Origin of the sequence: Chitinophaga sp. CC14, assembly GCF_048957795.1 — a bacterium.
GTDB lineage: Bacteria > Bacteroidota > Bacteroidia > Chitinophagales > Chitinophagaceae > Chitinophaga > Chitinophaga ginsengisegetis.
In genome coordinates this window covers 286,682-310,288 of record NZ_JARBFY010000005.1, presented here as the reverse complement: position 1 = coordinate 310,288, position 23,607 = coordinate 286,682, and the positions used below count along the sequence as shown (strand labels likewise).

Sequence of the window (23,607 nt, the reverse complement as noted above, 5' to 3'; positions counted from 1 at the left end):
AAGTTCAATAGTCTTATGTTCTTAAAAAATTTATTTAAACGCACTGCCGAAAAAATTGATTTGCAAGATATTCAAGCTATCATATTGCGTGACAGGCCTCTTCCTTATCATGGTGTAAATGTTTTTTTGGAAATTCTAAATGCTGCTTCCGCCAAAGCGTTATTGAGAGAAATAGTACCTTATGTTACCAATGCCAAAAATTGGTGGGATAATGATGACGCCTGGCTTGCAATTGCCTTTACTTACGAGGGACTAAGGAAACTTGAACTTCCACGGTCCACAATTGAGAGTTTCCCTGATGCCTTTAAAAAAGGAATGGCTGCCCGCAGCGAAAAACTAATGGATATTAATGAGAATGCCCCCGAAAAATGGGATGCCGTTTTTAAAGCAACCAGTAACCATATTGCCGTTTCCATCATTGCAAAAAATATTGATGCCCTGAACTCCAAAAAAGCACATCTCCTTCAGGTATTGGAAAAACACCAAGGTGTTAAACTGTGTTTTCAAGCCGATTTTGACACCCCTATAGAAGGCAATTTCAATCATTTTGGCTTTCGTGATGGCATCAGTAACCCGGAAATTGAAGGCAGTGGGGCAGAGCAATTAAATTCAAAAGAACGACCCATAAAGGCAGGTGAATTTATATTGGGATACACTAACGAAGCTGGTAATCATTATCCAATGCCACAGCCACTTGAGTTTGCCAGGAATGGCACGTTTGTCATTTTTAGAAAATACCATAGTCATGTAGCTGCTTTTAACAGGTACCTTAATGAACAGGCAAAAACAAAAGATGAGCAGGAATTGCTTGCTGCTAAAATGGTAGGCAGATGGCGCAGCGGTGCCCCATTAAATATGTGTCCTTTTAAAGATAATGCGGCATTAGGAGCAGATGCCACGAAAAATAATGATTTTGATTTCAGCAATGACCAAAATGGTAAGTTAGTACCTTACTCAAGCCACATGCGCCGGATGAACCCACGTAATAGTAAAATGGCTGTAATGTCGGATGTGAACCTGCACCGCATTATACGCAAAGGCGTAGGTTACGGGTCTGCATTGCCAAATGGTAGCACTAAAGACGATGGTAAAGAGCGAGGGCTTTATTTTATAGCATTTAGTGCAAAAGCTATGGAAACCCTCGAGTTTTTACAAAAAGAATGGGTCAATAGTGGCAACTTTATGAGCCTTAAAAATGAGAAAGACCCTGTTATTGGCTTGAACGAAGGTAGAGGTACATTCACTTTGCCCGGCGAACCTTTGCCTAAACGCCTTACTGGTATGCCTACATTTAATACATTAAAAGGTGGCATGTATTTATTTATGCCGGGTATAAATGCTATAAAATGGCTGAGTGAGTTGTAAATGATGTATGATAAGTTAATTTCAATTCGGAAGATTTAAAAATTCCAAAAATTATCATTTAAATTATCCATCCAGGAAAAGACGGCTTAGTGCTTTGCCTGCCCACAAGGCAAGCGCTTCAAAACACTTTACGGTTTATAATGATGTCTTAATAATTTTCCTGTTTTATTTTAATCCCGGCCTATATTTTAATGGGTATGTTTGCATTATTACTGCATTTACAAAATTCTTATCTTCTCCTGGATAAACAAACAGATCCTCAACAGTATATTCATAAAATGTAGCGTTGTTCTCCATGGGATTGTAGGCAACGAATGGAATTATAAGTGAATGTTCTTCTTTTACCTTTTTACCAAAAATAGCTTGCCAGTTAATTCCTTTATAAATATTCGGATTTGTGAGATAAGGTGCCATTTCTTTAGGAAAAAACTTCGAAACTTCAATTTTGATTATTGAGTCCGACTCTGATAAATTAATGCGGAGAGAAAAAACGGCCGATATTTTCTTATCAGCCAATGCCATTGGCCACCTTATATTTCTGTCTAATATCCTAACCAAATCTGCCCTAACTTTCTTTCCATCATTGTTTTGCGCATAAAGCTTATGCGAAGCATGCAGAAAAAACAAACTAAATAAGATAATTGGAAAAAGGACACGCATAGCTATATTGTTTATTATTTAACGATTAATTAGTCAATTTGTTAGTATTAATGGGCAACGTGTACCTTAGTATGGTTTTTATCATATTGATCAGCAATTTTTGGTAAATTACATTTATAATCCACCTAACAATACTATCCGAATTATTCGTTATTTAAACTAATAATCTCCTATTGAAACAACAAAATATCCTTAAGTTTTGGCGTGACATTGAAGTTTTCAATTTACCTGATGTCAAAAAAGATTTCAAGTTTCTCTCTGAAGAAGATCTTTTGTCATGGTTCGGTAGCAGGCCTCCTGCCCGTCGAAATTATATATGGCAACACACCCTGATTTTCGGATATATCCCTAAAAAGCAAGTAATAGACTGCATTTATCAAAGGTTAAATACCATTGCTCCAGATGTAGATTATGAGCAACCCGTTACTGGCTATACTTGTCTTGCGGCCCTTATATTAGATGAAAACGGTTGCCCGGACCAACAAAGCTATATCCCAGCTGCATATATTTTCGGCATGCAATGCCTTAAGGAGAAGGAGGGTCTTGCAAATGTGAAAGAACTGCTTAATACTGCTACGCTGGAGTTTGAACGGCGATATAACTTGCCACCGGTACCGGAGGAGTCTCCTGAAAATTCAGAAGGGAAACAAAAGAAGCGAAAAGGCCCTCAGGTTAACTGGTCTGAGCTCAGAAAGGAAATAAAGTATCTCGAGGGGCTATGTGACTGGTTACACGAGTCAATAAAGATACTCATATTATCACAAGAGATACATAAAGACGCACAACCTGATACCAACTTTCTGAACAGCTTTTATCTGGAAGATCTAAATACGCTTTCGGAGAAATCAGGCTATTTAAATAATTCCCTTGCTCAATATCTGCAGGCAAACATTCACATGGCTAATCGCCAGGATTTAATTCAGGAAAGGGATTATCTTATGAATTGGGTTCATCCAAAATTGATGTCCCCTGGCCGATGGCCATCTCCTGTTCAATATGGAATGTACACAGCTCAACTTGGAGCCGTTAATAGTATCCTTACTCTCAAACATAAAGAAGGCATTCAGGGGGTAAATGGGCCTCCGGGTACAGGAAAGACTACATTGCTGAAAGACGTGATTGCGGACATTATTGTTTCGAGGGCAAAAAAAATGCTCTCTTATGATTCTTCCTATTTGTTTGGGGCTTATAATAGAATTACCAGAGAAGATGGATTTGATTGGCATATTTACACTATTAATCAGGAAATATCAGCAGGGACCGGTATTGTCGTTTCGAGCAATAATAATTCCGCTATTGAAAATATAACCAAAGAACTACCCGCTGCAGCATCTATCGACCGAACAGCATTTTCAGAGGCAGATCATTTCTCTTCTGTAGCCACCAGGCTCGTTAATACCGAAGCATGGGGGATATTGAGTGCTGCATTAGGCAATAGTGAAAACAGGTATAAGTTCCTTCAGAACTTCTGGATATCCACAGAGGACATGGTCGGATTTGAAGATATTCTTTGGTCTGTTTACAGAGATCAGGATCATGATCAAACACCTGTTTATCGGGAGAAGTATACAGCATGCAGCTCCGAACTTCGTGGACTACTGGATTTCTTCGAAGATTTTCAGAAGAAGTCGGGGGCCTTTCATGAACTATTACAACCATACCTCCAGGCAGTTGCAGATTATAATAAGAATAAGGAGATTCTGAAGCAGTTGAGCATTGAAAGCAAATCTCTGGATGATAAACTTACCGAGATAGACTTATTGCATAAAGCTGTAGTAGATGATATTGAAGATATTGAACGACTGATAAAGCTATCTAACCAGCAAAAACCTTCTTTTTTCTGGTGGAAGAAGCTATTTGCGACATCACAATACAGACAATGGAAAGTTGTTAAGGATAAATATCTCCAGGAGCAAGAAACAGCTGTCAATAAAAAACGAGGGTTTGAAAAGAGGAAAACAGAAATCAGGTCTGCTATAGCTGAGAATAAGAGGACAAAAGGTGAAATTGAAAAAAAACTGCAGGAACTAAATATAATAATCGAAGAATATCAAGAGTTTAAATTACAGCTTGGCGAGCAATATGGTATTTCGACTGATAATCTGGTTGACGAGATCTTCTATCATGCGCCAATGGCCGATATACACCTGCGTACCCCTTACTCTTCAGAACAAATTAATAAATTGCGAAGTGATATATTTTTAAAAAGTCTTGAGTTACATAAATATGCAATTCTTGCAAATGCCAAAAAGTTTAGGAACAACCTAAGGGTATTTTTCGAATTACTTAGCGGTCGGGGAACTATGAAAGAATCAATAGCCCATAATTTATGGGATACTTTCTTTTTCTGCGTGCCGGTAGTATCTACAACCCTGGCATCAGTAAGCAGGCTTTTTTCCTCGATAGGTAAAGATAGTTTTGGTTGGCTGCTACTTGATGAAGCAGGTCAGGCAACACCACAGTCAGCAGTGGGTATAATCTGGAGAGCTCAAAGATGTGCTATTGTTGGAGATCCCCTTCAGATAGAGCCGGTGCAGACGATTCCACCGAGCCTTGTGTACAAATTAAACCAACAATATCGAGTTGATGACACCTGGAATCCAATAAGCAGCTCGGCGCAAATACTTGCGGACAGAATATCTAAACCTGGAACGTATATACGGACAAGTAACTCTGAGGGTATTTGGACAGGCTTTCCATTAAGAGCACACAGACGGTGTGATGATCCAATGTTCCGGATTGCCAATCAGATTGCCTACAACAAGCAAATGGTTAAAGTACATATAGAACGAAAGGAAGAGAATTATATCGGTCCTTCCTGTTGGTTTCAGGTGAAGGGTCAGTCTTCTGGCATTAGGCATGTGATCGAGGAAGAACTCATATTTTTACAAGAGAAAATTGAAGCCTTGCTAAAAAGCGGTTTTGACAAGAACAAGAAGATATATGTTATTTCCCCTTTTGTAGCGGTAGCCAATGAATGTAAAAGTCGATTACGAAGTATTGGAAATGTTTCCGCAGGTACTATTCACACTTTCCAGGGAAAAGAAGCAGAAGTTGTCTTTTTAATACTGGGAAGCAATCCTAATTCAGAAGGGGCAAGAGCTTGGGCAGCCCAAAAGCCTAATCTCCTGAACGTTGCACTAACAAGGGCCCAAAGACGGATTTATGTAATAGGAAATAAAGAGCTTTGGGGCCGTCAATCATATTTTGAAGATCTGGCTAGGGCATTATAATTTTTATAGAAGATATACATGGCAAAACCAATCAGGGTTTCATCAACATGTATGTTAAAAACAATGATATTTTAACTAATATTGGCAATCACTATACAGTTTCTGCTAATTTTCGCAAATCAAAAACAAAAGTTGACTTTATAGCCACAACTCAATATTGTGCCAATTCGCTTTGTAAGACTGCCTGTTTGATGCAACCCATAAATTAATGTAAACCCACAGGTCGGGCAGATTTTCTTTTCACACCAGTTTTATAAATTATAGTAATTTTAGAGTCAAATAACATTTGTGGACGCCTGTCCACCGGAAGTTTTGATTTTGTCACCCCCAAAAACAAAATTTATGAAACGTAGTTCTTTTTTAAAATTAGGGCTTGCATTTGGTTCCTTTGTTATTTCTTCTTTCAAAATTCATGCAAACGCTAAAACCAAACACCAGGACAACAAAGGTTTCAAAGTTGATGCAGGAAAAGACAGATTCGATAAAAGCATTTCTCTTTTTGAAGGAGATACCTTTTACACTAAAGTATCCGGCAAAGACACAGATGGAGGTATGTATGTTTTTGAATCAACCCGGATAAAAGAAGGTGGACCGATACTTCATACGCACTATCACACGGATGAATGGTGGTATGTTCTGCAAGGAGAATTTCTTATCAAAGTAGGTGATAAAACGTACAATGCCAAAGCCGGGGATTTTGTATTTGGTCCGCGAATGGTTCCGCACACCTTTGCGAAGATTGGTAAAGGAGAAGCTAAAGTGATGATATGCCATCAGCCTGCAGGTAAAATGGAAGAGTATTTTAAGAAAATAAGTGAGGGTGTTGCTACAAATATGTCGGAAGCAGAAAGAAATGATCTTAGAAAAGAACACGGATTTGAAAAAGTCGGACCTCCCTTATCCTATTTAAAACAGTAGAAAAGATATGATAAATCCCAAAAAAAACAGAAGATTCAGATATTCAGAAAATTTTTATCTTAGAATAAAATATCAACTATGAAACCCTCTTTTTTTCTGACATGTTGCTTTTTTATTGCAGCTTTTACATGCAAGGCCCAAACTTCAAAGGAGCTAATTGGTAAATGGAAACTAGTTAAAGAAACTAAAGATGGGGTTGTTAAAACCCCCGAAGAAACATACCAGGTTTTTAATGAGGGTGGGGAATTTCAGGGAATCAATGGTAGTAAATCCCGTAAGGGTAAATGGAAGCTCTCGGAAGACAACAAGGAACTCACGATCAGTATCAGCATCGTTTCTTTAAAGTTCTCAGTTGATTACTTCGATGCCAAGAAGAGGATTATCACCAACGATAAAACAGGAGTGCTGGAATATGAAAAAGTTGATTAATATAATTTAGTGAGAAAATGGGCTTTCGGGAAGAGCCCATTTTTTATTTAAAGTTTTCATTGAGTGATTGGCGGTATTTAAGAGTAAGATCTTCGTTTGATCCTTGTTTTCACACTTCTTTTATTTTGCTCCCGGCTTCTTCAGGACTGATACGGATGTACTTATGGAAGTCATACCAATTATTGTGACCACAATGTCACTATGTACCGCCGCCGCTATACCTGCGAATATGATGTCGGAACCAGGAAGGTGTTACTGATTTTCGAAATGGTATTTGCATACTGGGGATCCGCTAATAATTTTTTCCATTCAGGATCCGCTACAAAAGCCGACCATCCTTTGTCGCGTTCTTCCATGTTGTTGCACGTGAGCATATAAGTGAGACGAGGCAGCTTGTCGCCGGCAATTACTTCACCAAAGAATACAGGATTCAGTTTCGCCCTGGTAAAAATGGGGAATTCGCCGTCATTGAACATTTTAATTTTTCTTCTTACAGCATCTTCACTATAGCCCTCATAGGTTCTTAATTCAAATATCCGGGATTCACCTGGGGGAACAACCATTGCAGGGAAACCATCAAAAGCAATCATCAAAGAAGAGGTAAAGCGGTTGTATATGGATTTATCAACGGGAATGCTGTTATATAACGCGCTGTTTTTAATATACTCAGCATCTGCTTTTACTTTTACATTTACCGACAGATAGTTATCCAGGGAAGCATAAGGTGTCAGTAAATAAAACTTAGCCGGTTCCGATGGCCTCCATTCCTTGAAAACCCCAACTGTTTTTACGCCGTACTTATTCAATGCAGGAATAAGCGCTGTCCTGAAATAGTTTTCCAGTTGTTCCTTGTCGGAGCCAAAGCGCATTTCATATTCACGCCATTCGTATACTTCTTTTTGTACTGCATGCTTATCACCCGCTATGGCAGGACTGAGGTTTGCTGCTAAACCTGCGGTAACCGCAAGCGAAGATTGGAGAAATTTCCTGCGCTGCATATTGGTTGTTTTAAAGTGTAAATTAGTTTGTGTGGTAATCCTTCTGTCATCGCTGGTATTCCATCAATCACGGAATTCAAGTTAAGGAAAGTTAGTAACACAAGTTGCTGAAAAGAATAATATTTTTTAAACCGGACATTATCTTATTTGGAAAAGAGGGAAGCAATAGTATCTACCCGGAAACAGGTATATCGGCATCCTATTATTCAGGTATATTCTGAGCCTGCCGGATTATCTATTTTTGTATCGTCAGATAAATCTATCAGAACCATGCTTTCTCAATTTCGTAAATCGATCCTGATCTCCTCTGCTTCGTTTCTGCTGACAGTCATTGTTGGCAAGAGCCAGGCGCAGGATAAATTCGACAGTAAACTGCTGAAGAACGGTAAGTATACCCTCGCCTGTTATACTGTAAATAGCGGCAGCGAATCAGCAATCGGCACTTTTACCGTCGGTATCAATGCCTCCGGCGATAAGCTGGCACTAACTACCACCACTGCTCTTGCCGGATTGGAAGAGTGGAGAGATACCGCCGTATCTAACCTGAACAACTTCAAACCTATTTACGTCGCGTCGCATAGCACCCTGAAAGATATGGTGCTGCACTTCGGGAATAATGTTACCGGCTATTATGTTGATAAGAAAACCGGGAAGAAGACCCAGATCCAGGAAGCAGGCAACCAGTATTTCGTAGATAGTTATACCTATCCGTTTATCCTGTCGTTGCTGCCACTGACTTCCGGCTACAGCACTGATTTATCTGTGTATGAATACAAGCCCACAAATAACGGTAACCTGAAAAAAGCGGTGGTGGATGAAGTAAAGAACAGCACCTGGGTCAGTAAATACACCGGCAAACACGATGTATGGGAAGTAACCGTGGTGGAACCTACTACCGATGAAAGATCTGTTTCCTATATCGATAAGAAAACCCGCCGGTTGTGGCAGATAGACATGTGGAGCAATGGCCAGCAGATCAGGATGGTGGATATGGAAACAGATTTCAACTCCATCAAGGCTCCTTTTGATAAAGCCGCAACCATGAAGATGGTGAAAGGCGGTAACTCCATCATCAACGGACAAGTGTTTGCCCGCGATTTTGACGACAACGGTACTATCTGGGCCAAAATGAAGGTGGTGAACATCCAGGCCAAGCAGGTAGCGCCCCGTGGTACACAGGTAATCCTGATTCCTTACAACGATTACTTCAAAGAATGGATCAAGGTAAACGAATCGCAACGTAAAAAGGGCCGGGAAGGTATTGGCCTGTTGGACGAAGCGGCCCAGTGTATCAAAACTACGACCGTTTACGATGATGAAGGGCATTTTGAATTTGTAAACCTCATGCCCGGCGAATACCTGTTATATACCGAGTTCGGATACGACCATTCGTACAGCCAGTCGGAAGTGGTGGGTTATACCGATCACTACATCAACGGTATGTTCCAGAGTACAACTGCCAATACGGTCAGCAGGAACTATAGTACCAACGCCGGCGCCGTAGTGAAAAAGGTAGTAACGGTAAGCAAACCCGGTGAAAAAGTGGAAGTGAAACTGAAGAAAACACGTGCCTGAGTGCAGGCAAAGATTATAAGCAAGAAAGGCCGGGTTCCCGGCCTTTCTTGTTTTATTGTATTGGCTTAACTGGCTTAGGAATTTCCCGTACTTCCACTGTGCCGTCATATAAAAGAATAGGGCAGGATTTCGCCAGCTCTAACGCCTGTTCCATCGTTTCCGCCTGAAGAACAATATTACTTACAACTTTAAGGTTACCGGAAAGAACGGTTTCTTTTTTTACCGATTTCCCGCCTCCCGACACCGTGTAGCTCTCTCCCGGAAAAGCGAAACTCAAAACATACACACTGTCGGCTTTCCATTGTGCGAGCAGCTGCTCCCATTTTGGGCCTGCTACTTTTGCCTGTTCTGAACCATAAGTTTCGGGGACTCTTACCAATAAACTGTACTGTTTCATTGCATTATTTTTTGATGGTGACGCAGTAGTATTTGCCTGTGCATAAGTTTTACTACTCATGAATGCGAAGCAAATAACAATTGCTAATAAACCTGGTTTCATTTGTTGTATATTTTGATACAAATGTCGGTCGGGAGGGTTCCCCATCATTGTAAAAAATCATTGATTTACTCATGGCGTGAGTGCTGGAACTTGGGGTGTAAATGGAATAGCCTGTCGCAAATACACCCTCAAAATGTCGCGTCTACGGGCTGTGTGATCTATTTAGCCAGCGTATTTTTGTAATGATAGAACAATAGTCATTATTATAAAATTTAAGAGATGAAAATCATTATTTACCTCGCTGCTTCTGCGAATGGATTGATCAGTAATAACAGGAATGTACCGGATTGGTTGTCGCCGGAATACGGAGCGGGATTTATGGCCATAAGCCAGCGCACACAAGCTGTGATCATGGGGAAAACAACCTATAATATTTTGTCACCCGATTACCTGCCGCTAAAAGAAGGTTCGCTGGTGGTATTAACGCATGATACAAAAGCAACGCCGTCGCAATCCAATGTATTGTTTACCAGCGATAGCCCGGAGAAAATCGTGGCAACACTCGCCTCTAAAGGGCACACCGAAGCGGTAATCATCGGCGGTACGCAAACAGTAGGCGCATTTTTGAAGGCAGGATTGGTCAATGAAATAATCCTGGTGGTGGAACCGGTGTTATTTGGGAGCGGATTGCTGTTTGTTGACGATGCGGACTTTGAATATCAGTTGGCATTACTGGATGTTAAAAAATTAAACAACAACACCATTCAATTGCATTACGAGGTAAAGGATAAGCGGATTTAGGTTGGCTACCATCCGGTGGCAAACAGCTTTCTTGCCGCTTTTATACCACAATGCTGATATTGGTGATACGCCTGTGCAACCTGTTCATGAATGGCGGCAGATTTTTCCTGCTGTATCCATCCATTGATCACAGGTACCAGCGTATATGCTTCCGGGGACATCAGGTGTGTGGTCCAGATCAGGGGATGTGCGCCTGTTTGCCGGATAGCTTCGTAGAAGTAAGGCTTGCTCGCACAGGCAAATATAGCGATGTCCCTTCGCTGGTTATCCGCTTTTTGAGGAACCTGGTTCAGCGCGAAATCCATTAGCCCGTTATGGCCTATAAATACAATTAGTCCCGCATAGCCACCGGTCCGGATAGTAGCGGTATCCACATTAATCCTTTCTTTATTCCGGCCTGCTGCATACTGCATAAAATCAGTGATGGTTTCTTTCATCTTAGCCCCGTCATAAGCATCAGCGATGAGATAAACATGGGTTCTTTTGTGCCTGAAAATGATCCGTTCATATATATTGTTGTGCGGACGAGGGATTTGTTTGATGAATTGCCAGTCGGTTTGTTTTTTTAGAAAAGTCTTCACCCCGTACCCACAGCCCCAGTAGAGGTTATTCGCAGGATCCTGGCCATTCCCGATCTTCTCGGGTACTTTTACGATACCCTGGTGTTTGTTGTCGCAGAGCGCTACCAATACGTGGATGGATGCCGGTTGGCAATATCCTTTTATTCCGGTGAACAGGATACAGGAAAACATGATAAATCTGAGCATTGGGGGAATTTTCAACATAAGACGTAGCAAATGCCGGATTCCATAAAGTAGGGGGTAACCTCAGGCGATTCCTGTTTTTCGTATAGGTCAAATAACAAAGCGGCGTTTCACCAGGAAACGCCGCTTTGTTATTTGAGGTAGTTAACTGCCTACTTCTTTACAAGCTCCACGCGTCTGTTCTTCGCTTTGCCTTCCTCTGAGCTATTGTCTGCAATTGGCTGCAGGGAACCAAATCCTTCAGAACTCAGGCGGGACTTATCAATACCGGATGAAACCAATGCATCCAATACTGCTTTCGCCCTGTCTTTGGACAACTGGAGATTATGTGCATCGTTGCCGGTGTTGTCTGTATAACCGTTAACCGCAACCTTTAAACCGGGGCTTGCTTTCAACGCCTTTGTAATTTCTGCCACAGCATCTTTGCCGTCCGGCTTCAGCGTGGATTTGTCTGTGTCGAAGTTGATATATAGTATTGCTTTGCCTTTCTGATTGAGTTCTTTACTTATTTCATCGGCTTTCAGCATAGTAATGGTTTGTTTAAATCCTTCCTGCTGTAAGATATCGAGCTTGCCTTGTGCGGAATTGCCCGTCAGCTGGATATAGATATCACCTCCATTGGCCCGGCGGATGATATAAGTTTTGATATTCTCTTCTGTATAGCCGATAGAACCATCTTCTCCCAGGTAAGAAGCTCCCTGGCTGTAACGGTCGTATTCTTCCTGGGTAATTGACCCGTCAAATATCTTTACTCCACCGGCAGCTTTGATTGCTTCATCATAACTTTTCTCAAAGAATGGAAGAGACCAATCATCCTGTTTTATTTCGACAACATTACTTTTCCATATACGACCCTCTAACGGGGTCATTTTACCATCTATGGCGAAGAAAAGACGGTCAAACTTGCGTTCAACCGGTTTATTCATTGTGGTTAGTCCTTCCGGTAAAGTAAAAAAGGGGAAAGGGCCCAGTTCTTTCTCTGATACCGGAACGTCATTAATGTTAAAAGCGGTTGTTCCTTTTTCTTGCTTTTCTTCAGTGGGAGTAACAACATCCGTCTTCGGTGTAGAATCGGCAGTGGCGGCCTGTTGCTTTCCTTCATTATTGCAGGCGTATGCAAAGACCAAAGCGGAAATGCCGAAGAATAGTGATCGAATATTCATAATGGATACTTTTTAAAGATTGTATATGATGCGGGTTAATGATTCATTTTAACGAAGTCCATCATCATATCGCAAAAATACAGGTATTTTAGAAAATGAAATTGGTGCTGAGGAAGTCGGAGCTGTGTTCATTCACAATATCTTCCAGCAGTTTTTTATTGGTGTCGTTCATCTTTGTAGCTACCAGTGAGCGGATAGAGAATGAACGCAGGGCATCATGCACAGAGAGTGTGCCTTCTGCACTGTCTTTCCGGCCGGTGAAGGGGAATACATCTGGTCCGCGCTGGCACTGGCTGTTGATATTCACCCTGCTTACCTGGTTTACCAACGGATCAATCAGTGTAGCCACTTCATCAGGATTGTTGCTGAAGATGCTTACCTGCTGGCCATGTGGCGACTCGATCAGGTAGTTGATCGTTTCTTCTATATCATCATAAGGCACTACAGGAATTACCGGTCCGAATTGTTCCTCGCGGTAGAGTGTCATCTTATCATTCACCGGGTATACCACTGCCGGGAATACAAAGGATTCGTTGGTAGCGCCACCGTTTTCATTAACAACGGCCGCACCGTGAGCGATGGCGTCATCCAGTACTTCACGGATATAGGCAGGTTTGCCGGGTTCCGCTACCGGTGTAAGTTGTACGCCTTTCTCCCAGGGCATACCGAATTTCATTTTGCTGATGGACTCACCGAGGCGGGCATTGAATTCGTCAGCAATAGAACGGTGTACAAATAATATTTTGATGGCGGTACAACGTTGACCATTATACGATAACGCACCGAGGATACATTCATTCACGGCCACCTGTATATCCGCGTGTGGTGTAATGATGGCGGCATTTTTGGCATCCAGGCTCAGCACGGCGCGCAGCCGGTTCAGCTTGGGATGGTGCTTGCGCAGATCGTTGGCTACTTTACTGGAACCGATAAAGGCCAGTACATTGATTTTACCGGTAGCCATGATACCGGGTATCACGGCGGCGCCGCGGCCATATATGGTGTTTACCACTCCTTTCGGGAAAGACTCCATGAATGCGCGTAACAATGGGTAGTGCACCAGTGTACCGTGTTTCGGCGGTTTGAAAAGGATGGTGTTGCCCATGAGCAACGCAGGAATCAGCGTGGTAAAGGTTTCATTCAGCGGGTAGTTGAACGGGCCCATACAGAGTACGACCCCTAATGGTGAACGGCGGATCTGTGCGATGGTGCCTTCCTTGATTTCGAAGCGGGAAGAGCTGCGGTCTATTTCTTTGAGCGCATCTATAGTGGCGTTGATGTATTCTATGGTGCGGTCAAATTCTTTGATGGAGTCAGCAAAAGATTTCCCGATTTCCCACATGATCAGTTTTACGATCAGGGTGCGTTGCTCCGTCATTTTGCGGGCAAATACAGAAAGACAGTTGATGCGCTCATCCAGCCGCATCGTAGGCCATTCGCCGCGACCGTTATCATACGCCGAGAGGGCGGCATTCAGCGCTTCAAACGCCTCCTTTTCGGTGGTTAACGGGTAAGTGCCTATCAGTTTGCGTTTCAGGCCATCTGCCGTTGGAATGTTGATAGGGGAGTACACTTCACTCACCGGCCCATCCCATTGTTTCATTTCCCCGTTTACCAGGTATTCTCTCTGATGAATTTCAGAAATACGGAACTCTTCGGGTATTTCATTTTCTTCAACAAAAAGTTTCTTCAGCTCATCTTGAAAACTCATGTGTTAAAATTTTATGCGTACAAATTACACAAAACAGACCAGATAATAAACATAGAATGTTTCGATCGGGGTGTGGGGAAAATCTATAAGATAGATTTTTGGGAGATGAAAAATATTGGCTGTACCGGTGCTAACTTTTTTATTTTCAACGATTCACCTAATTTCGCCGGATGTTTTACAGGAGAAAATTAATACAGCGCATCATGGAAACAGGTCACCGCAAATCGTTTTATTATCCATCATTCACAGGAAAAGAAAAACATTTATAGTAGCTCCATCACCAGCTACCGGCGAAACCATTTGCATATTTTATAAAACATCTTGCGCATGCCCTTGACAAAAGTTTTGATCACCGTTAAAAGTTATCCCACCGTATCTTCCCATTATGATGAACAGGTTAGCATCGCCGGTTTCAGGGAAGATGGTGTTTTTATCAGGATATATCCCATCCCTTTTTCAAAGAAAACCTATGAAGAACAATATCAGCTCTACAACTGGGTAGAGCTGGACCTGGTGCGGAACAACAGGGACTTCCGGCTGGAAAGTTTCAGACCGGTAACAATGGATGCACCGGTAAAAAAGATGGGGCATCTGGGCACGGAAGAGCATTGGCAGGAACGGAAGGCCATTGTGCTGAAGAATGTATACCGCGACTTTTCCACGGTGATCATGGAAGCGAAACACGAAGCATTTTATACCTCACTGGCTGTATTCAAACCTGCGCGGATACTGGATTTTGTGATAGAAGAAACAGAGCGGGAATGGAACAGCGACCGGTTGAAGATCCTACAGGAAGAGATGTACCGGGGCCAGGTATTTGAACAACCGGAAGATCCTTTTGCCGTGATGGAAAAGCTGCCCTACAAATTTTCCTTCCGTTTTACCGATAGCAGAAATGAAGAAATTACCCTGCCGGTGGAAGACTGGGAGCTGGCATCACTGTATTGGAAAAGCCTGAAAAAGCAGCGTGGTGCTGATAAGGAGCAGAAAGCCATTCATGAGGTCAGGAAGAAATACCTGCAGGAATATGCCAGGAATACCGATTTGTATTTCTTCCTGGGTACTACGCAAAATGCACACGCCGGTTCCAGGCAGCCGTTTACCATTGTTGGGTTGTTTCATCCTACTATGCCGCCGGCGGTGATACAGGGGAGTTTGTTTTAACGGTTGAATTCAACCGGTGTCCGTAATCGTGGTTATTGATGATGGATTTAAAAAAGTAAATTACACGGTGAAATAAAACAGCAATTATAATAACATGAACCCGCCTGACAACATTCAACTTATTGAGGGAGAAATAGCGGACTATTATTATGATAATACCGGTATTTTATATTCCTACTCAAAAAGCACGCTGAGAACGGTGGAGAATATTTCACGCAATATTGCACTGGTAAAACAGATTACCGGGAATAAAAAAGTACCGTTGCTGATTTATCTTACTAATTCCCCTGTTCCCGATAAAGAGACCAGGAAGTTTTCAGCAGAACAGCTGCCTCATGTTTATACTGCCATGGCGATGGTTTCAAAACCAGGCTTGTCAAAGCTGATCATGAATATTTTATTTAAGTTGAAAACGCCTCCTATCCCGATGAAGTCGTTTACGAATGATGCGGAGGCGAAGGAGTGGCTGCAGCAGTATCTTTAACGTGTTTGCATAAAAAAAGAGCCCCCGGTGACGGAGGCTCCTGTTATTCTTCTCACTAATTAAGCAAGATCAAACCTGTCGAGGTTCATTACTTTATTCCAGGCTGCTACAAAGTCTTTCACAAACTTTTCCTGACCATCTGCACTTCCGTATACTTCTGCATTAGCTCTGAGTTCTGCGTTAGCGCCCAACACGAGATCTGCACGGGTACCGGTCCATTTTACTTCGCCGGTGGCGCGGTTGCTGCCTTCATAAAGTTCCCTGTCTTCAGCAACTGCTTTCCATGCAATGCCCATGTCGAGCAGGTTTACAAAGAAGTCGTTGGTAAGCTGGCCCGGGCGCGTTGTGAAAACGCCATGTTTAGAACCATCAAAGTTAGTGTTCAGCACACGCATACCACCCAGCAATACGGTTAATTCCGGCGCAGTAAGCGTGAGCAGTTGCGCCTTATCTATCAGCAATTCTTCTGTAGATACGGGGAATTTTGATTTGCGGTAGTTGCGGAAGCCATCTGCAACAGGTTCCAGGAAGCCTACTGATTCAACATCGGTTTGTTCCTGGGAAGCATCCATACGACCGGGGGTGAAAGGAACTGTGATGGTATGTCCAGCATCTTTCGCTGCTTTTTCCACCGCAGCGGCGCCGGCCAGTACAATGAGGTCTGCCAGTGAAACCTTTTTACCGCCGGACTGGGCGTTATTAAATTCTTTCTGAATGCTTTCCAATGTATCCAGTACTTTTTGCAGCTGTGTTGGATTGTTCACTTTCCAGTATTTCTGGGGAGCCAGGCGAATGCGGGCGCCATTGGCGCCACCGCGTTTGTCGGAGCCACGGAAGGTAGAGGCAGACGCCCATGCTGTGGAAACCAGTTCTGATACGCTCAATCCTGATGCCAGTACTTTTGCTTTCAGGGCTGCAATATCTTTTTCATCTATCAATGCATGGTCAACTGCAGGGATAGGATCCTGCCAAAGCAGTTCTTCCTGTGGCACATCGGGGCCCAGGTAACGGGCGCGGGGGCCCATATCGCGGTGCGTTAATTTAAACCATGCGCGGGCAAAAGCATCTGCAAATTCATCGGGATTTTCCAGGAAGCGCCTGGATATTTTTTCATAAACCGGATCAAATCTTAAAGATAGATCGGTGGTGAGCATGGTGGGTAAATGTTTTTTAGCGCTGTCGTATGCATCAGGAATAATGCTATCTGCATCTTTAGCTACCCATTGGTGCGCGCCGGCGGGGCTTTTAGAAAGCTGCCATTCAAAACCAAAGAGGTTTTCAAAGAAGTTATTGCTCCATTTGGTGGGTGTTTTCGTCCATATTACTTCAAGTCCGCTGGTAATTGTATCGGCGCCTTTACCGGAGCCATAGCTGTTTTTCCAGCCGAGGCCCTGCATTTCAAGGTCGGCGGCTTCCGGTTCCTTGCCTACATGGGTAGCAGGTGCAGCGCCGTGGGTTTTACCAAAGCTGTGGCCGCCTGCGATGAGGGCAACTGTTTCTTCGTCGTTCATGGCCATGCGGCCAAAAGTATCACGGATATCTTTAGCAGCCGCAATTGGGTCGGGGTTGCCATCGGGGCCTTCCGGGTTTACATAGATGAGTCCCATTTGCACGGCCGCGAGTGGTTTTTCCAGGTTGCGGGAGTGGATATTGCCATCTGCATTATCATCTGATACTACTACGCCGTGATGTTCTTCCACACCGGCGGAGCCATGTGCATAGCGTATGTCGCCGCCGAGCCAGGTGGTTTCGGAGCCCCAGTATACATCTTCATCCGGTTCCCATACGTCTTTACGTCCGCCGGCGAAACCAAATGTTTTGAAGCCCATTGATTCCAGCGCTATATTGCCGGTGAGGATCATTAAATCCGCCCATGAAATTTTGTTACCATATTTTTGTTTGATGGGCCAAAGCAACCTGCGGGCTTTATCGAGGCTCACGTTATCGGGCCAGCTGTTAAGCGGCGCGAAACGTTGCTGTCCTGAGCCTGCGCCGCCACGGCCATCACCTACACGGTAGGTACCTGCACTGTGCCATGCCATGCGGATGAACAGGGGGCCATAATGCCCGAAGTCGGCCGGCCACCAATCCTGTGAGTCGGTCATAAGTGCATGAAGGTCTTTCTTCACTGCTTCCAGGTCGAGGCTTTTAAAGGCTTCGGCATAGTTAAAATCTTCACCCAACGGGTTTGATTTGGAGGAATGCTGGCGCAGGATACTCAGCTTTAACTGGTTAGGCCACCAGTCCCGGTTCCTGGTGCCACCACCGCCAACATTGTGCTTCATACTGCCATTATGAAACGGACATTTACTGATGTCGTTTGATTCTGTTCCCATTTTTAGAAGTTTTTATGGTATTGAAAGAACACTTACCTGCACCTTTTAGTTGTGCATAATGATAAAGTTATGATATAGAAAGAATAATCACAATCAATTAATTTCTATATTTCAATAGTTAAAATCTATTTGTGGGTGGGTGACTTATTAACGGGGTGGGGGCTATCTATTACTTCCCGGATACTTCTCCGGTGCGTCGGACATGGGTAGCGCATGGACTATCCATGCACTATCTATACTGTTCGCATGCACTCCTCATGCACTCCTCATGCACTGTTAATGCACTATCAATGCACTCAGGCAGGCAGAGGCCGCTAAAAATTACGTTTAATCCTGCAGGCTTTTCAGGTAAGCCGGATAGTCTGTTTTCATCAGTAGTTCGTCGGTGTTCCGTTTGGTGATGATCACATTACGCATATCGGACCATGCGGTTCCCATAGCGTCCACTCTTTTCTTTAATTCTTCAAGCGTGATGTCCCTGCAATAAATAGTTGAACCGGGCTGCTGCTTCCATGATTGGGCAATAGTACCGATGTCGAAAGAATCGAAGCCTATGTCGTTGACCAGTTTAAATACTACTTCCTTTGCAGCGGTATCATCGCCTGAAACCGCCAGTGCGATGCGGTTTTTAGCGCCTTTGGGCTGGCCTTTGCTTTCCAGGCTTTCTATCACGATGGAATTAAATACTTTGATAATGGGAATGCCCAGTTGCTCCTGCACCCACAGGCTATCGATACCGCCTTGAATCAGCGCCGGTATGATTCCGTCGCGCAGGGTGGGGTAATAATTTCCCGTGTCAATAACCACCACGTCATCGGGTAGATTTTTAAAGATGTTTTTGGGGAGATCGGGGATACTTTTTTGAGGGATGGTAACGATGATCACCTTTTTATTTTGGGTGACTTCTTCTACCGTAGCTGCGGTTGCCCCAATGTTTTCAGCCAGTTGTTTTAACGATGCGGGGCCACGGGAGTTGGCGATGGAAACGGTATGTCCCAATGCAACCAGTTTTGATGCCAGCCAGCTTCCGATAGCACCCGCGCCGATAATTCCTATATTCATAGCGTTGTATTTTATGCGGGGATATTTTCTTTGGGATTCGGCTGACCTTTGCCCGTAGTGATCAGGTTGCGCAAACTATCGTTGATATAGTGGGTCCATGCATCAAAGCAAATATTATAACATTCATAGGCCGGTACCAGTCCCCGGTGCGTGAAATGAAGTTGTGTTTTGTTTTCTTTTTCAGAGATCTCAAATTCAATTTTTGTACCGGTCCATTCTGTTTTATCTTCCGTGAAATTGAAGTAGTTGTCGAGTACCAGCCAAACGACTTTTTTATCCGGGATCACTTCTATTAACTTCATGGTACACTTGTGAACGTCTTTGAACTGATAAGTAAATTCATCATTGAGCCGGGTGGTACCGCCTTCAATATTTTCGGACCACCATCCGCGAACATTGTTGATGGCATTGAATACTTCTGCCGGCGTCTGATCTGCCAGAAGTATCGTGTTAAAATCTGATGCAGTCATTTTGTTGATTTTTAATTGGATAACTTGTTATTTAATAAAGTCTCTAATTTTTTCAGTTTCGTAGTCCAGAACTTATCGAAGTAGGAGATCCAGTGCTGCAATTCCTTAAACCCATCCTGTTTCAGCGTGCAATACCGTTCCCGGCCAATATCCTGGATAGAGATAAAGCCTGCGTTGTGCAATATTTTAATGTGCTTTGAAACGGCGGGACGGCTCATGTCAAAATTGTCTGCCAGGCTGTTGATGGTCAGACTATCTTCCGAGAGCAGCATCAGCATCTTCCGCCTGCTCGGATCGCCGATTACCTGGAATACGTCAAGCGTTGGTGTTGTCATGTTGTGCCTTGTTTATACGTTCCGCGATTTTGTGAATATTCTTAAGCCAGCCATCAGTCAGTGCGTTGAGCATACTCAGGTTTTCTTCTTTCGTGAAACCGCTGTGCTCCAGGAAAAGCTCCGTGCCGTTGTCCTTTGCTTCCAGTTTCCATAGTACTACAGAATCCAGCGTGATTTTGCCATCGCCGGGGCCGCACTTCCATGAATAGGAGAGCCTTTTAAAAGGAACAACCTCTAATACCTTACAGTAAAAGATCCCGTCGAAATCGAGGCTGGGTACCGGGTTTGTTCTGAACTGGAAGTCGAGTCCCACGATGGGCTGAAAATCATTCTTCATCAACCATTGCTCCATCAGCTCCGGTTGGGTAAGGTAGTTCCAAACCGTTTCAGCCGGATGCGGGAAGAAGAACTGGTGTTTAATTGTCTTTATCATAATAAGTAACTTTAAGGTTACATAAAAGTATGTGTAACTTTTGAGTTACGCAAATATTTTTTTAGAGATGGCAGAAGAGCGAGATAAACACCAGCTGTATGGCTGATATTTTTTTGGGTGTCAGACGAACAACATTTATTAAATCTTTGTTAGCAGGTAAGAATTCCAGCTAAACAGGCTTAAATTGATAACAGCTGAAAAACTTATCACCAAATAAATAAAGCCAAACAAAATGAGTAAAATCACAGTAAAAGACGGTACCGAAATTTATTACAAAGACTGGGGAACAGGCCAGCCTATTGTTTTTCATCATGGCTGGCCATTGTCCGGTGATGACTGGGACGGGCAAATGATGTTTTTCCTGGAGCAGGGCTACCGGGTTATTGCTCACGACCGGAGAGGTCACGGAAGATCCAGTCAAACCGCCAATGGCCATGAAATGGATACTTACGCAGCCGATGTAGCAGAGCTTACCAAAGCGCTTGATTTAAAAGACGCCATCCACGTTGGCCATTCAACGGGCGGCGGGGAAGTAATCCGTTACGTTGCGAAACATGGTAAAGGCCGTGTGGCAAAAGCGGTCCTCATCAGCGCAGTAACTCCGCTGATGGTGCAAACAGCCAACAACCCCGATGGCGTACCATTATCGGTATTTGATGAAATCAGAAAAAATACCGCTACACAACGCGCCCAATACTTCGAGGATTTTACGCTGCCATTTTATGGGTACAACCGTGAAGGAGCAAAGATATCGCAGGGTGTGAGAGACAATTGGTGGCGCCAGGGCATGATGGGAGGCATCAAAGCACATTACGACTGTATTAAGGCATTCTCTGAAACAGATTTTACGGAAGATCTTAAAAGTGTGGATATTCCCGTGCTGGTACTGCATGGTGAAGATGACCAGATCGTTCCGTTCCCCATTTCCGGAGCAAAGGCGGTGGGCCTGTTAAAAAATGGAAAACTCATTTCCTATCCGGGATTCCCGCACGGTATGCCCACTACTGAAGCTGCCACGATCAACAAGGATCTACTGGCATTTATCAAATCATAACATAGTAAGATATCAGCACCATACAGGTCAAAAAGCGTGATACATTCTTTCGGATTGTATCACGCTTTTTTGTTTGCTGGTTTGCGGGAGCCGGTAAAATTAGTTTGATATTTTTCCCGCAAAGGATTATCTTGTTATCTTAACATCTAAAGCCACTTTGCTGCCGGGTACTTTTTCATATGATGAAGAGAAGCTAGTTATAGAGATCTCGGAGGGAGACGAAGAGGCCTTTACCCGTCTGTTTTACCATTACGGTGCTATTATTCATCCCATTGTACTTAAAATAGTAAAAGATGAAGCCGCTGCTGAAGATGTGGTAGCCGAAGTATTTCTAAAGCTCTGGATAAATAGAAAAGGGCTGACCGCTGTTACCAACCTTTCCGGCTACATCTACCGCATGGCAACTAATTTCTCTATCAATCACCTGAAACGTAATAAAACGGAGGCGCATGTATTACAGGATATGTACCTGGATGTACCGAGCCATGAAGCCACCGCTGAAGAACAGTTTACTGTACAGGAACTGAGAAAGTCGATCCACAAAGCGGTAGACGGGCTACCCGAGCAACGCCGCAGGATCTATGAGTTAAGCAGGGAAAAGGGGTTGTCACGAAAAGAGATTGCCGACCTGCTCCAGATTTCAGAGAATACCGTAAAAAACCAGCTGCGTATTGCATTGCGGCATATACAGGAGTCTATACTAAAAGATCAGGGAACTTTAATAGCAGGCATCTTTTTTATGGAGATCATCATGCATTAACGCCATATTCCCAACGCCTATCTACCTGCCTGTTTTTAGCACGGCGCCTGCAACAAACACTTCCTATGTATTATTCTTAAAAAAAAATGTAACCCGGAGGAGTACCGGTATCCATTTTTTGTGTCTATTACTAAGAACGACCTGGCCTGGCCGGGATAAAACGTACACTGTGATACAGGACGACCATATAAAACAGTTGTTAGAACGATATATAAATGATCTGTCCACGGAAGAGGAGAGGCTACAGCTATTGGATATCATCGACTCCCGCCCTGAGGTGGACTGGTATGCCCTGCTGGCGCCTGCGTTTACAGAAGCCGGTGCTGATAAAGGGTTTACACCTGAAAAGTGGCAGCCGGTACTGGATACTATTCTGAAGTATCCGCCAGTGGAGAAAACGACGCGGGTGGTACCCCTTTTCAGAAGATGGTGGTCTGTGGCAGCTATGCTTGCCATACTGCTGGGGGCAGGGTGGTGGTTTTATCGCTCCGGCAATACCAAAGTTGCTCCCCCGGTGTTAGCCATGGCTGATATACCTCCGGGCAGCAATCGTGCCGTACTGACGCTGGCCAACGGGCAGGAGATCACCCTGGATAGTGCCCACGGTAATATTGTTCAGCATGGGAATTTTAAAGTGAACAACGACAGTGGTATGCTGAATTACGAGGGAAAAGCGAATGTGGCGGAATATCATACGTTGTCAACACCACGGGGAGGGCAATACAAGCTGCAGCTTCCGGATGGCACCAATGTGTGGCTGAACGCGGCTTCTTCCATTAGCTACCCCACTGCTTTCACAGGCAGGAAGCGGGATGTTGCCATTACGGGGGAAGTATATTTTGAAGTAGCAAAAGATCCCGGCAAACCTTTTAATGTACAAGTGAACCAAATGAATATAACAGTATTGGGTACGCATTTTAACATCAATGCTTACAGCGACGAACCCGATGCTAAAACAACATTACTGGAAGGCGCAGTAAAAGTAAGCGCCGGCAACCAAATGAAAATACTTGCGCCGGGCCAACAGGCGCAGTTAGAAAAAAATAATACGCTCAGCGTCATTGAAAATGTAAACGTAGAAGATATAATTGCCTGGAAAAACGGGTATACTGTTTTTGAAAATGCCGATATCCGGACTATCATGCGGCAGGTATCCCGCTGGTATAATGTAGATGTTGTTTTTGAAGGGAACATCCCTCAAAGGCAGTTCGCAGGGGGCATCTCCCGGAAATCCAGCCTGGCAGAACTTTTAAAGGTACTGGAATTTGCCAATGTAAACTTTGTAGTGGAAGGGAAAAAGATTGTCGTAAAACCGTAGCATACATTTCGCTGCCGTTCCCTTCTCCGGTAACACGAATATTTTAAGGAAGTATTTTTTAAGTCATGTGAATAACTAATATCAACCAAAAGGCTTGCAAAAAAAAGCCGGAAGCGTTCGCGGCGCATCCGGCAA

At 43.6% G+C, this 23,607-nt stretch carries 22 protein-coding genes; 11 read left to right on the top strand and 11 right to left on the bottom strand.

Annotation, left to right across the window (positions count from 1 at the left end):
* Positions 1-15 precede the first annotated feature (15 nt).
* Positions 16-1,365, top strand: coding sequence for a Dyp-type peroxidase (locus PV783_RS20855; protein ID WP_420989433.1), 1,350 nt, complete (start codon positions 16-18; stop codon positions 1,363-1,365).
* Positions 1,366-1,530: 165 nt separating this feature from the next.
* On the opposite strand, the gene PV783_RS20850 is transcribed toward PV783_RS20855, so the two are convergent.
* On the bottom strand, positions 1,531-2,025 hold the full coding sequence (locus PV783_RS20850; RefSeq protein WP_420989432.1) for a hypothetical protein: 495 nt from the start codon (positions 2,023-2,025) through the stop codon (positions 1,531-1,533).
* A gap of 173 nt (positions 2,026-2,198) precedes the next feature.
* Between PV783_RS20850 and PV783_RS20845 the strand changes: the two genes are divergently transcribed.
* From PV783_RS20845 to PV783_RS20835, 3 genes are all read left to right on the top strand, one after another.
* Positions 2,199-5,258, top strand: a complete 3,060-nt coding sequence (locus PV783_RS20845; protein ID WP_420989431.1) for a DEAD/DEAH box helicase — start codon at positions 2,199-2,201, stop codon at positions 5,256-5,258.
* Between the two features lie 342 nt (positions 5,259-5,600).
* The gene (locus tag PV783_RS20840; protein WP_420989430.1) at positions 5,601-6,176 is read left to right on the top strand and encodes a cupin domain-containing protein; all 576 of its coding nucleotides are present in this window, start codon (positions 5,601-5,603) and stop codon (positions 6,174-6,176) included.
* 78 nt (positions 6,177-6,254) lie between these two features.
* Positions 6,255-6,605, top strand: coding sequence for a lipocalin-like domain-containing protein (locus PV783_RS20835; protein WP_420989429.1), 351 nt, complete (start codon positions 6,255-6,257; stop codon positions 6,603-6,605).
* A 215-nt stretch (positions 6,606-6,820) separates the two neighbouring features.
* Here the strand turns inward: PV783_RS20835 and PV783_RS20830 are convergent, their stop codons facing one another.
* A complete protein-coding gene (locus PV783_RS20830; RefSeq protein WP_420989428.1) occupies positions 6,821-7,603 on the bottom strand; it encodes an NIPSNAP family protein in 783 nt (260 codons plus the stop codon).
* A gap of 270 nt (positions 7,604-7,873) precedes the next feature.
* On the opposite strand from PV783_RS20830, the gene PV783_RS20825 reads away from it, so the two are divergent.
* On the top strand, positions 7,874-9,178 hold the full coding sequence (locus PV783_RS20825) for a hypothetical protein (protein ID WP_420989427.1): 1,305 nt from the start codon (positions 7,874-7,876) through the stop codon (positions 9,176-9,178).
* A 52-nt stretch (positions 9,179-9,230) separates the two neighbouring features.
* Here the strand turns inward: PV783_RS20825 and PV783_RS20820 are convergent, their stop codons facing one another.
* Entirely contained in the window at positions 9,231-9,677 is a 447-nt protein-coding gene (locus tag PV783_RS20820; RefSeq protein WP_420989426.1) for a hypothetical protein, read from the bottom strand.
* A 219-nt stretch (positions 9,678-9,896) separates the two neighbouring features.
* On the opposite strand from PV783_RS20820, the gene PV783_RS20815 reads away from it, so the two are divergent.
* Complete coding sequence (locus PV783_RS20815; RefSeq protein WP_420989425.1) at positions 9,897-10,418, top strand: dihydrofolate reductase family protein; 522 nt, start codon at positions 9,897-9,899, stop codon at positions 10,416-10,418.
* 5 nt (positions 10,419-10,423) lie between these two features.
* Here the strand turns inward: PV783_RS20815 and PV783_RS20810 are convergent, their stop codons facing one another.
* The 3 genes from PV783_RS20810 to PV783_RS20800 all read right to left on the bottom strand — a co-directional run bounded on the left by PV783_RS20810 (position 10,424) and on the right by PV783_RS20800 (position 14,056).
* On the bottom strand, positions 10,424-11,185 hold the full coding sequence (locus PV783_RS20810; RefSeq protein WP_420989424.1) for a hypothetical protein: 762 nt from the start codon (positions 11,183-11,185) through the stop codon (positions 10,424-10,426).
* A 149-nt stretch (positions 11,186-11,334) separates the two neighbouring features.
* Positions 11,335-12,345 (bottom strand): OmpA family protein, encoded by a 1,011-nt coding sequence (locus PV783_RS20805; protein ID WP_420989423.1) that lies wholly within the window; start codon positions 12,343-12,345, stop codon positions 11,335-11,337.
* A gap of 88 nt (positions 12,346-12,433) precedes the next feature.
* Positions 12,434-14,056, bottom strand: a complete 1,623-nt coding sequence (locus PV783_RS20800; RefSeq protein ID WP_111579707.1) for an NADP-dependent glyceraldehyde-3-phosphate dehydrogenase — start codon at positions 14,054-14,056, stop codon at positions 12,434-12,436.
* Positions 14,057-14,383: 327 nt separating this feature from the next.
* Between PV783_RS20800 and PV783_RS20795 the strand changes: the two genes are divergently transcribed.
* Both PV783_RS20795 and PV783_RS20790 read left to right on the top strand, forming a co-directional pair.
* Entirely contained in the window at positions 14,384-15,220 is an 837-nt protein-coding gene (locus tag PV783_RS20795; RefSeq protein ID WP_420989422.1) for a hypothetical protein, read from the top strand.
* Between the two features lie 94 nt (positions 15,221-15,314).
* Entirely contained in the window at positions 15,315-15,704 is a 390-nt protein-coding gene (locus PV783_RS20790) for an STAS/SEC14 domain-containing protein (RefSeq protein WP_111579710.1), read from the top strand.
* A 59-nt stretch (positions 15,705-15,763) separates the two neighbouring features.
* On the opposite strand, the gene katG is transcribed toward PV783_RS20790, so the two are convergent.
* The 5 genes from katG to PV783_RS20765 all read right to left on the bottom strand — a co-directional run bounded on the left by katG (position 15,764) and on the right by PV783_RS20765 (position 20,340).
* Positions 15,764-18,040 (bottom strand): catalase/peroxidase HPI, encoded by a 2,277-nt coding sequence (gene katG, locus PV783_RS20785; RefSeq protein WP_420989421.1) that lies wholly within the window; start codon positions 18,038-18,040, stop codon positions 15,764-15,766.
* 327 nt (positions 18,041-18,367) lie between these two features.
* Entirely contained in the window at positions 18,368-19,102 is a 735-nt protein-coding gene (locus PV783_RS20780; protein ID WP_420989420.1) for an NADPH-dependent F420 reductase, read from the bottom strand.
* An 11-nt stretch (positions 19,103-19,113) separates the two neighbouring features.
* Entirely contained in the window at positions 19,114-19,572 is a 459-nt protein-coding gene (locus PV783_RS20775) for an SRPBCC family protein (protein WP_420989419.1), read from the bottom strand.
* A gap of 11 nt (positions 19,573-19,583) precedes the next feature.
* Positions 19,584-19,907, bottom strand: coding sequence for an ArsR/SmtB family transcription factor (locus PV783_RS20770; RefSeq protein ID WP_111579714.1), 324 nt, complete (start codon positions 19,905-19,907; stop codon positions 19,584-19,586).
* Positions 19,888-20,340, bottom strand: a complete 453-nt coding sequence (locus PV783_RS20765; protein WP_336389592.1) for an SRPBCC domain-containing protein — start codon at positions 20,338-20,340, stop codon at positions 19,888-19,890. Before PV783_RS20765 ends, PV783_RS20770 begins: the two co-directional genes overlap by 20 nt.
* A 232-nt stretch (positions 20,341-20,572) precedes the next feature.
* On the opposite strand from PV783_RS20765, the gene PV783_RS20760 reads away from it, so the two are divergent.
* The 3 genes from PV783_RS20760 to PV783_RS20750 all read left to right on the top strand — a co-directional run bounded on the left by PV783_RS20760 (position 20,573) and on the right by PV783_RS20750 (position 23,472).
* Complete coding sequence (locus PV783_RS20760; RefSeq protein WP_420989418.1) at positions 20,573-21,394, top strand: alpha/beta fold hydrolase; 822 nt, start codon at positions 20,573-20,575, stop codon at positions 21,392-21,394.
* A 157-nt stretch (positions 21,395-21,551) separates the two neighbouring features.
* On the top strand, positions 21,552-22,154 hold the full coding sequence (locus tag PV783_RS20755; RefSeq protein ID WP_159454456.1) for an RNA polymerase sigma factor: 603 nt from the start codon (positions 21,552-21,554) through the stop codon (positions 22,152-22,154).
* 169 nt (positions 22,155-22,323) lie between these two features.
* Positions 22,324-23,472, top strand: coding sequence for a FecR family protein (locus PV783_RS20750; protein ID WP_420989417.1), 1,149 nt, complete (start codon positions 22,324-22,326; stop codon positions 23,470-23,472).
* Positions 23,473-23,607: the final 135 nt, after the last annotated feature.

Coding starts and splice junctions, on each gene's coding strand:
- PV783_RS20855 (WP_420989433.1), top strand. CDS start 16: ATGTTCTTAAAAAATTTATTTAAACGCACTGCCGAAAAAATTGATTTG.
- PV783_RS20850 (WP_420989432.1), bottom strand. CDS start 2,025: ATGCGTGTCCTTTTTCCAATTATCTTATTTAGTTTGTTTTTTCTGCAT.
- PV783_RS20840 (WP_420989430.1), top strand. CDS start 5,601: ATGAAACGTAGTTCTTTTTTAAAATTAGGGCTTGCATTTGGTTCCTTT.
- PV783_RS20835 (WP_420989429.1), top strand. CDS start 6,255: ATGAAACCCTCTTTTTTTCTGACATGTTGCTTTTTTATTGCAGCTTTT.
- PV783_RS20830 (WP_420989428.1), bottom strand. CDS start 7,603: ATGCAGCGCAGGAAATTTCTCCAATCTTCGCTTGCGGTTACCGCAGGT.
- PV783_RS20825 (WP_420989427.1), top strand. CDS start 7,874: ATGCTTTCTCAATTTCGTAAATCGATCCTGATCTCCTCTGCTTCGTTT.
- PV783_RS20820 (WP_420989426.1), bottom strand. CDS start 9,677: ATGAAACCAGGTTTATTAGCAATTGTTATTTGCTTCGCATTCATGAGT.
- PV783_RS20815 (WP_420989425.1), top strand. CDS start 9,897: ATGAAAATCATTATTTACCTCGCTGCTTCTGCGAATGGATTGATCAGT.
- PV783_RS20810 (WP_420989424.1), bottom strand. CDS start 11,185: ATGCTCAGATTTATCATGTTTTCCTGTATCCTGTTCACCGGAATAAAA.
- PV783_RS20805 (WP_420989423.1), bottom strand. CDS start 12,345: ATGAATATTCGATCACTATTCTTCGGCATTTCCGCTTTGGTCTTTGCA.
- PV783_RS20800 (WP_111579707.1), bottom strand. CDS start 14,056: ATGAGTTTTCAAGATGAGCTGAAGAAACTTTTTGTTGAAGAAAATGAA.
- PV783_RS20795 (WP_420989422.1), top strand. CDS start 14,384: ATGCCCTTGACAAAAGTTTTGATCACCGTTAAAAGTTATCCCACCGTA.
- PV783_RS20790 (WP_111579710.1), top strand. CDS start 15,315: ATGAACCCGCCTGACAACATTCAACTTATTGAGGGAGAAATAGCGGAC.
- katG (WP_420989421.1), bottom strand. CDS start 18,040: ATGGGAACAGAATCAAACGACATCAGTAAATGTCCGTTTCATAATGGC.
- PV783_RS20780 (WP_420989420.1), bottom strand. CDS start 19,102: ATGAATATAGGAATTATCGGCGCGGGTGCTATCGGAAGCTGGCTGGCA.
- PV783_RS20775 (WP_420989419.1), bottom strand. CDS start 19,572: ATGACTGCATCAGATTTTAACACGATACTTCTGGCAGATCAGACGCCG.
- PV783_RS20770 (WP_111579714.1), bottom strand. CDS start 19,907: ATGACAACACCAACGCTTGACGTATTCCAGGTAATCGGCGATCCGAGC.
- PV783_RS20765 (WP_336389592.1), bottom strand. CDS start 20,340: ATGATAAAGACAATTAAACACCAGTTCTTCTTCCCGCATCCGGCTGAA.
- PV783_RS20760 (WP_420989418.1), top strand. CDS start 20,573: ATGAGTAAAATCACAGTAAAAGACGGTACCGAAATTTATTACAAAGAC.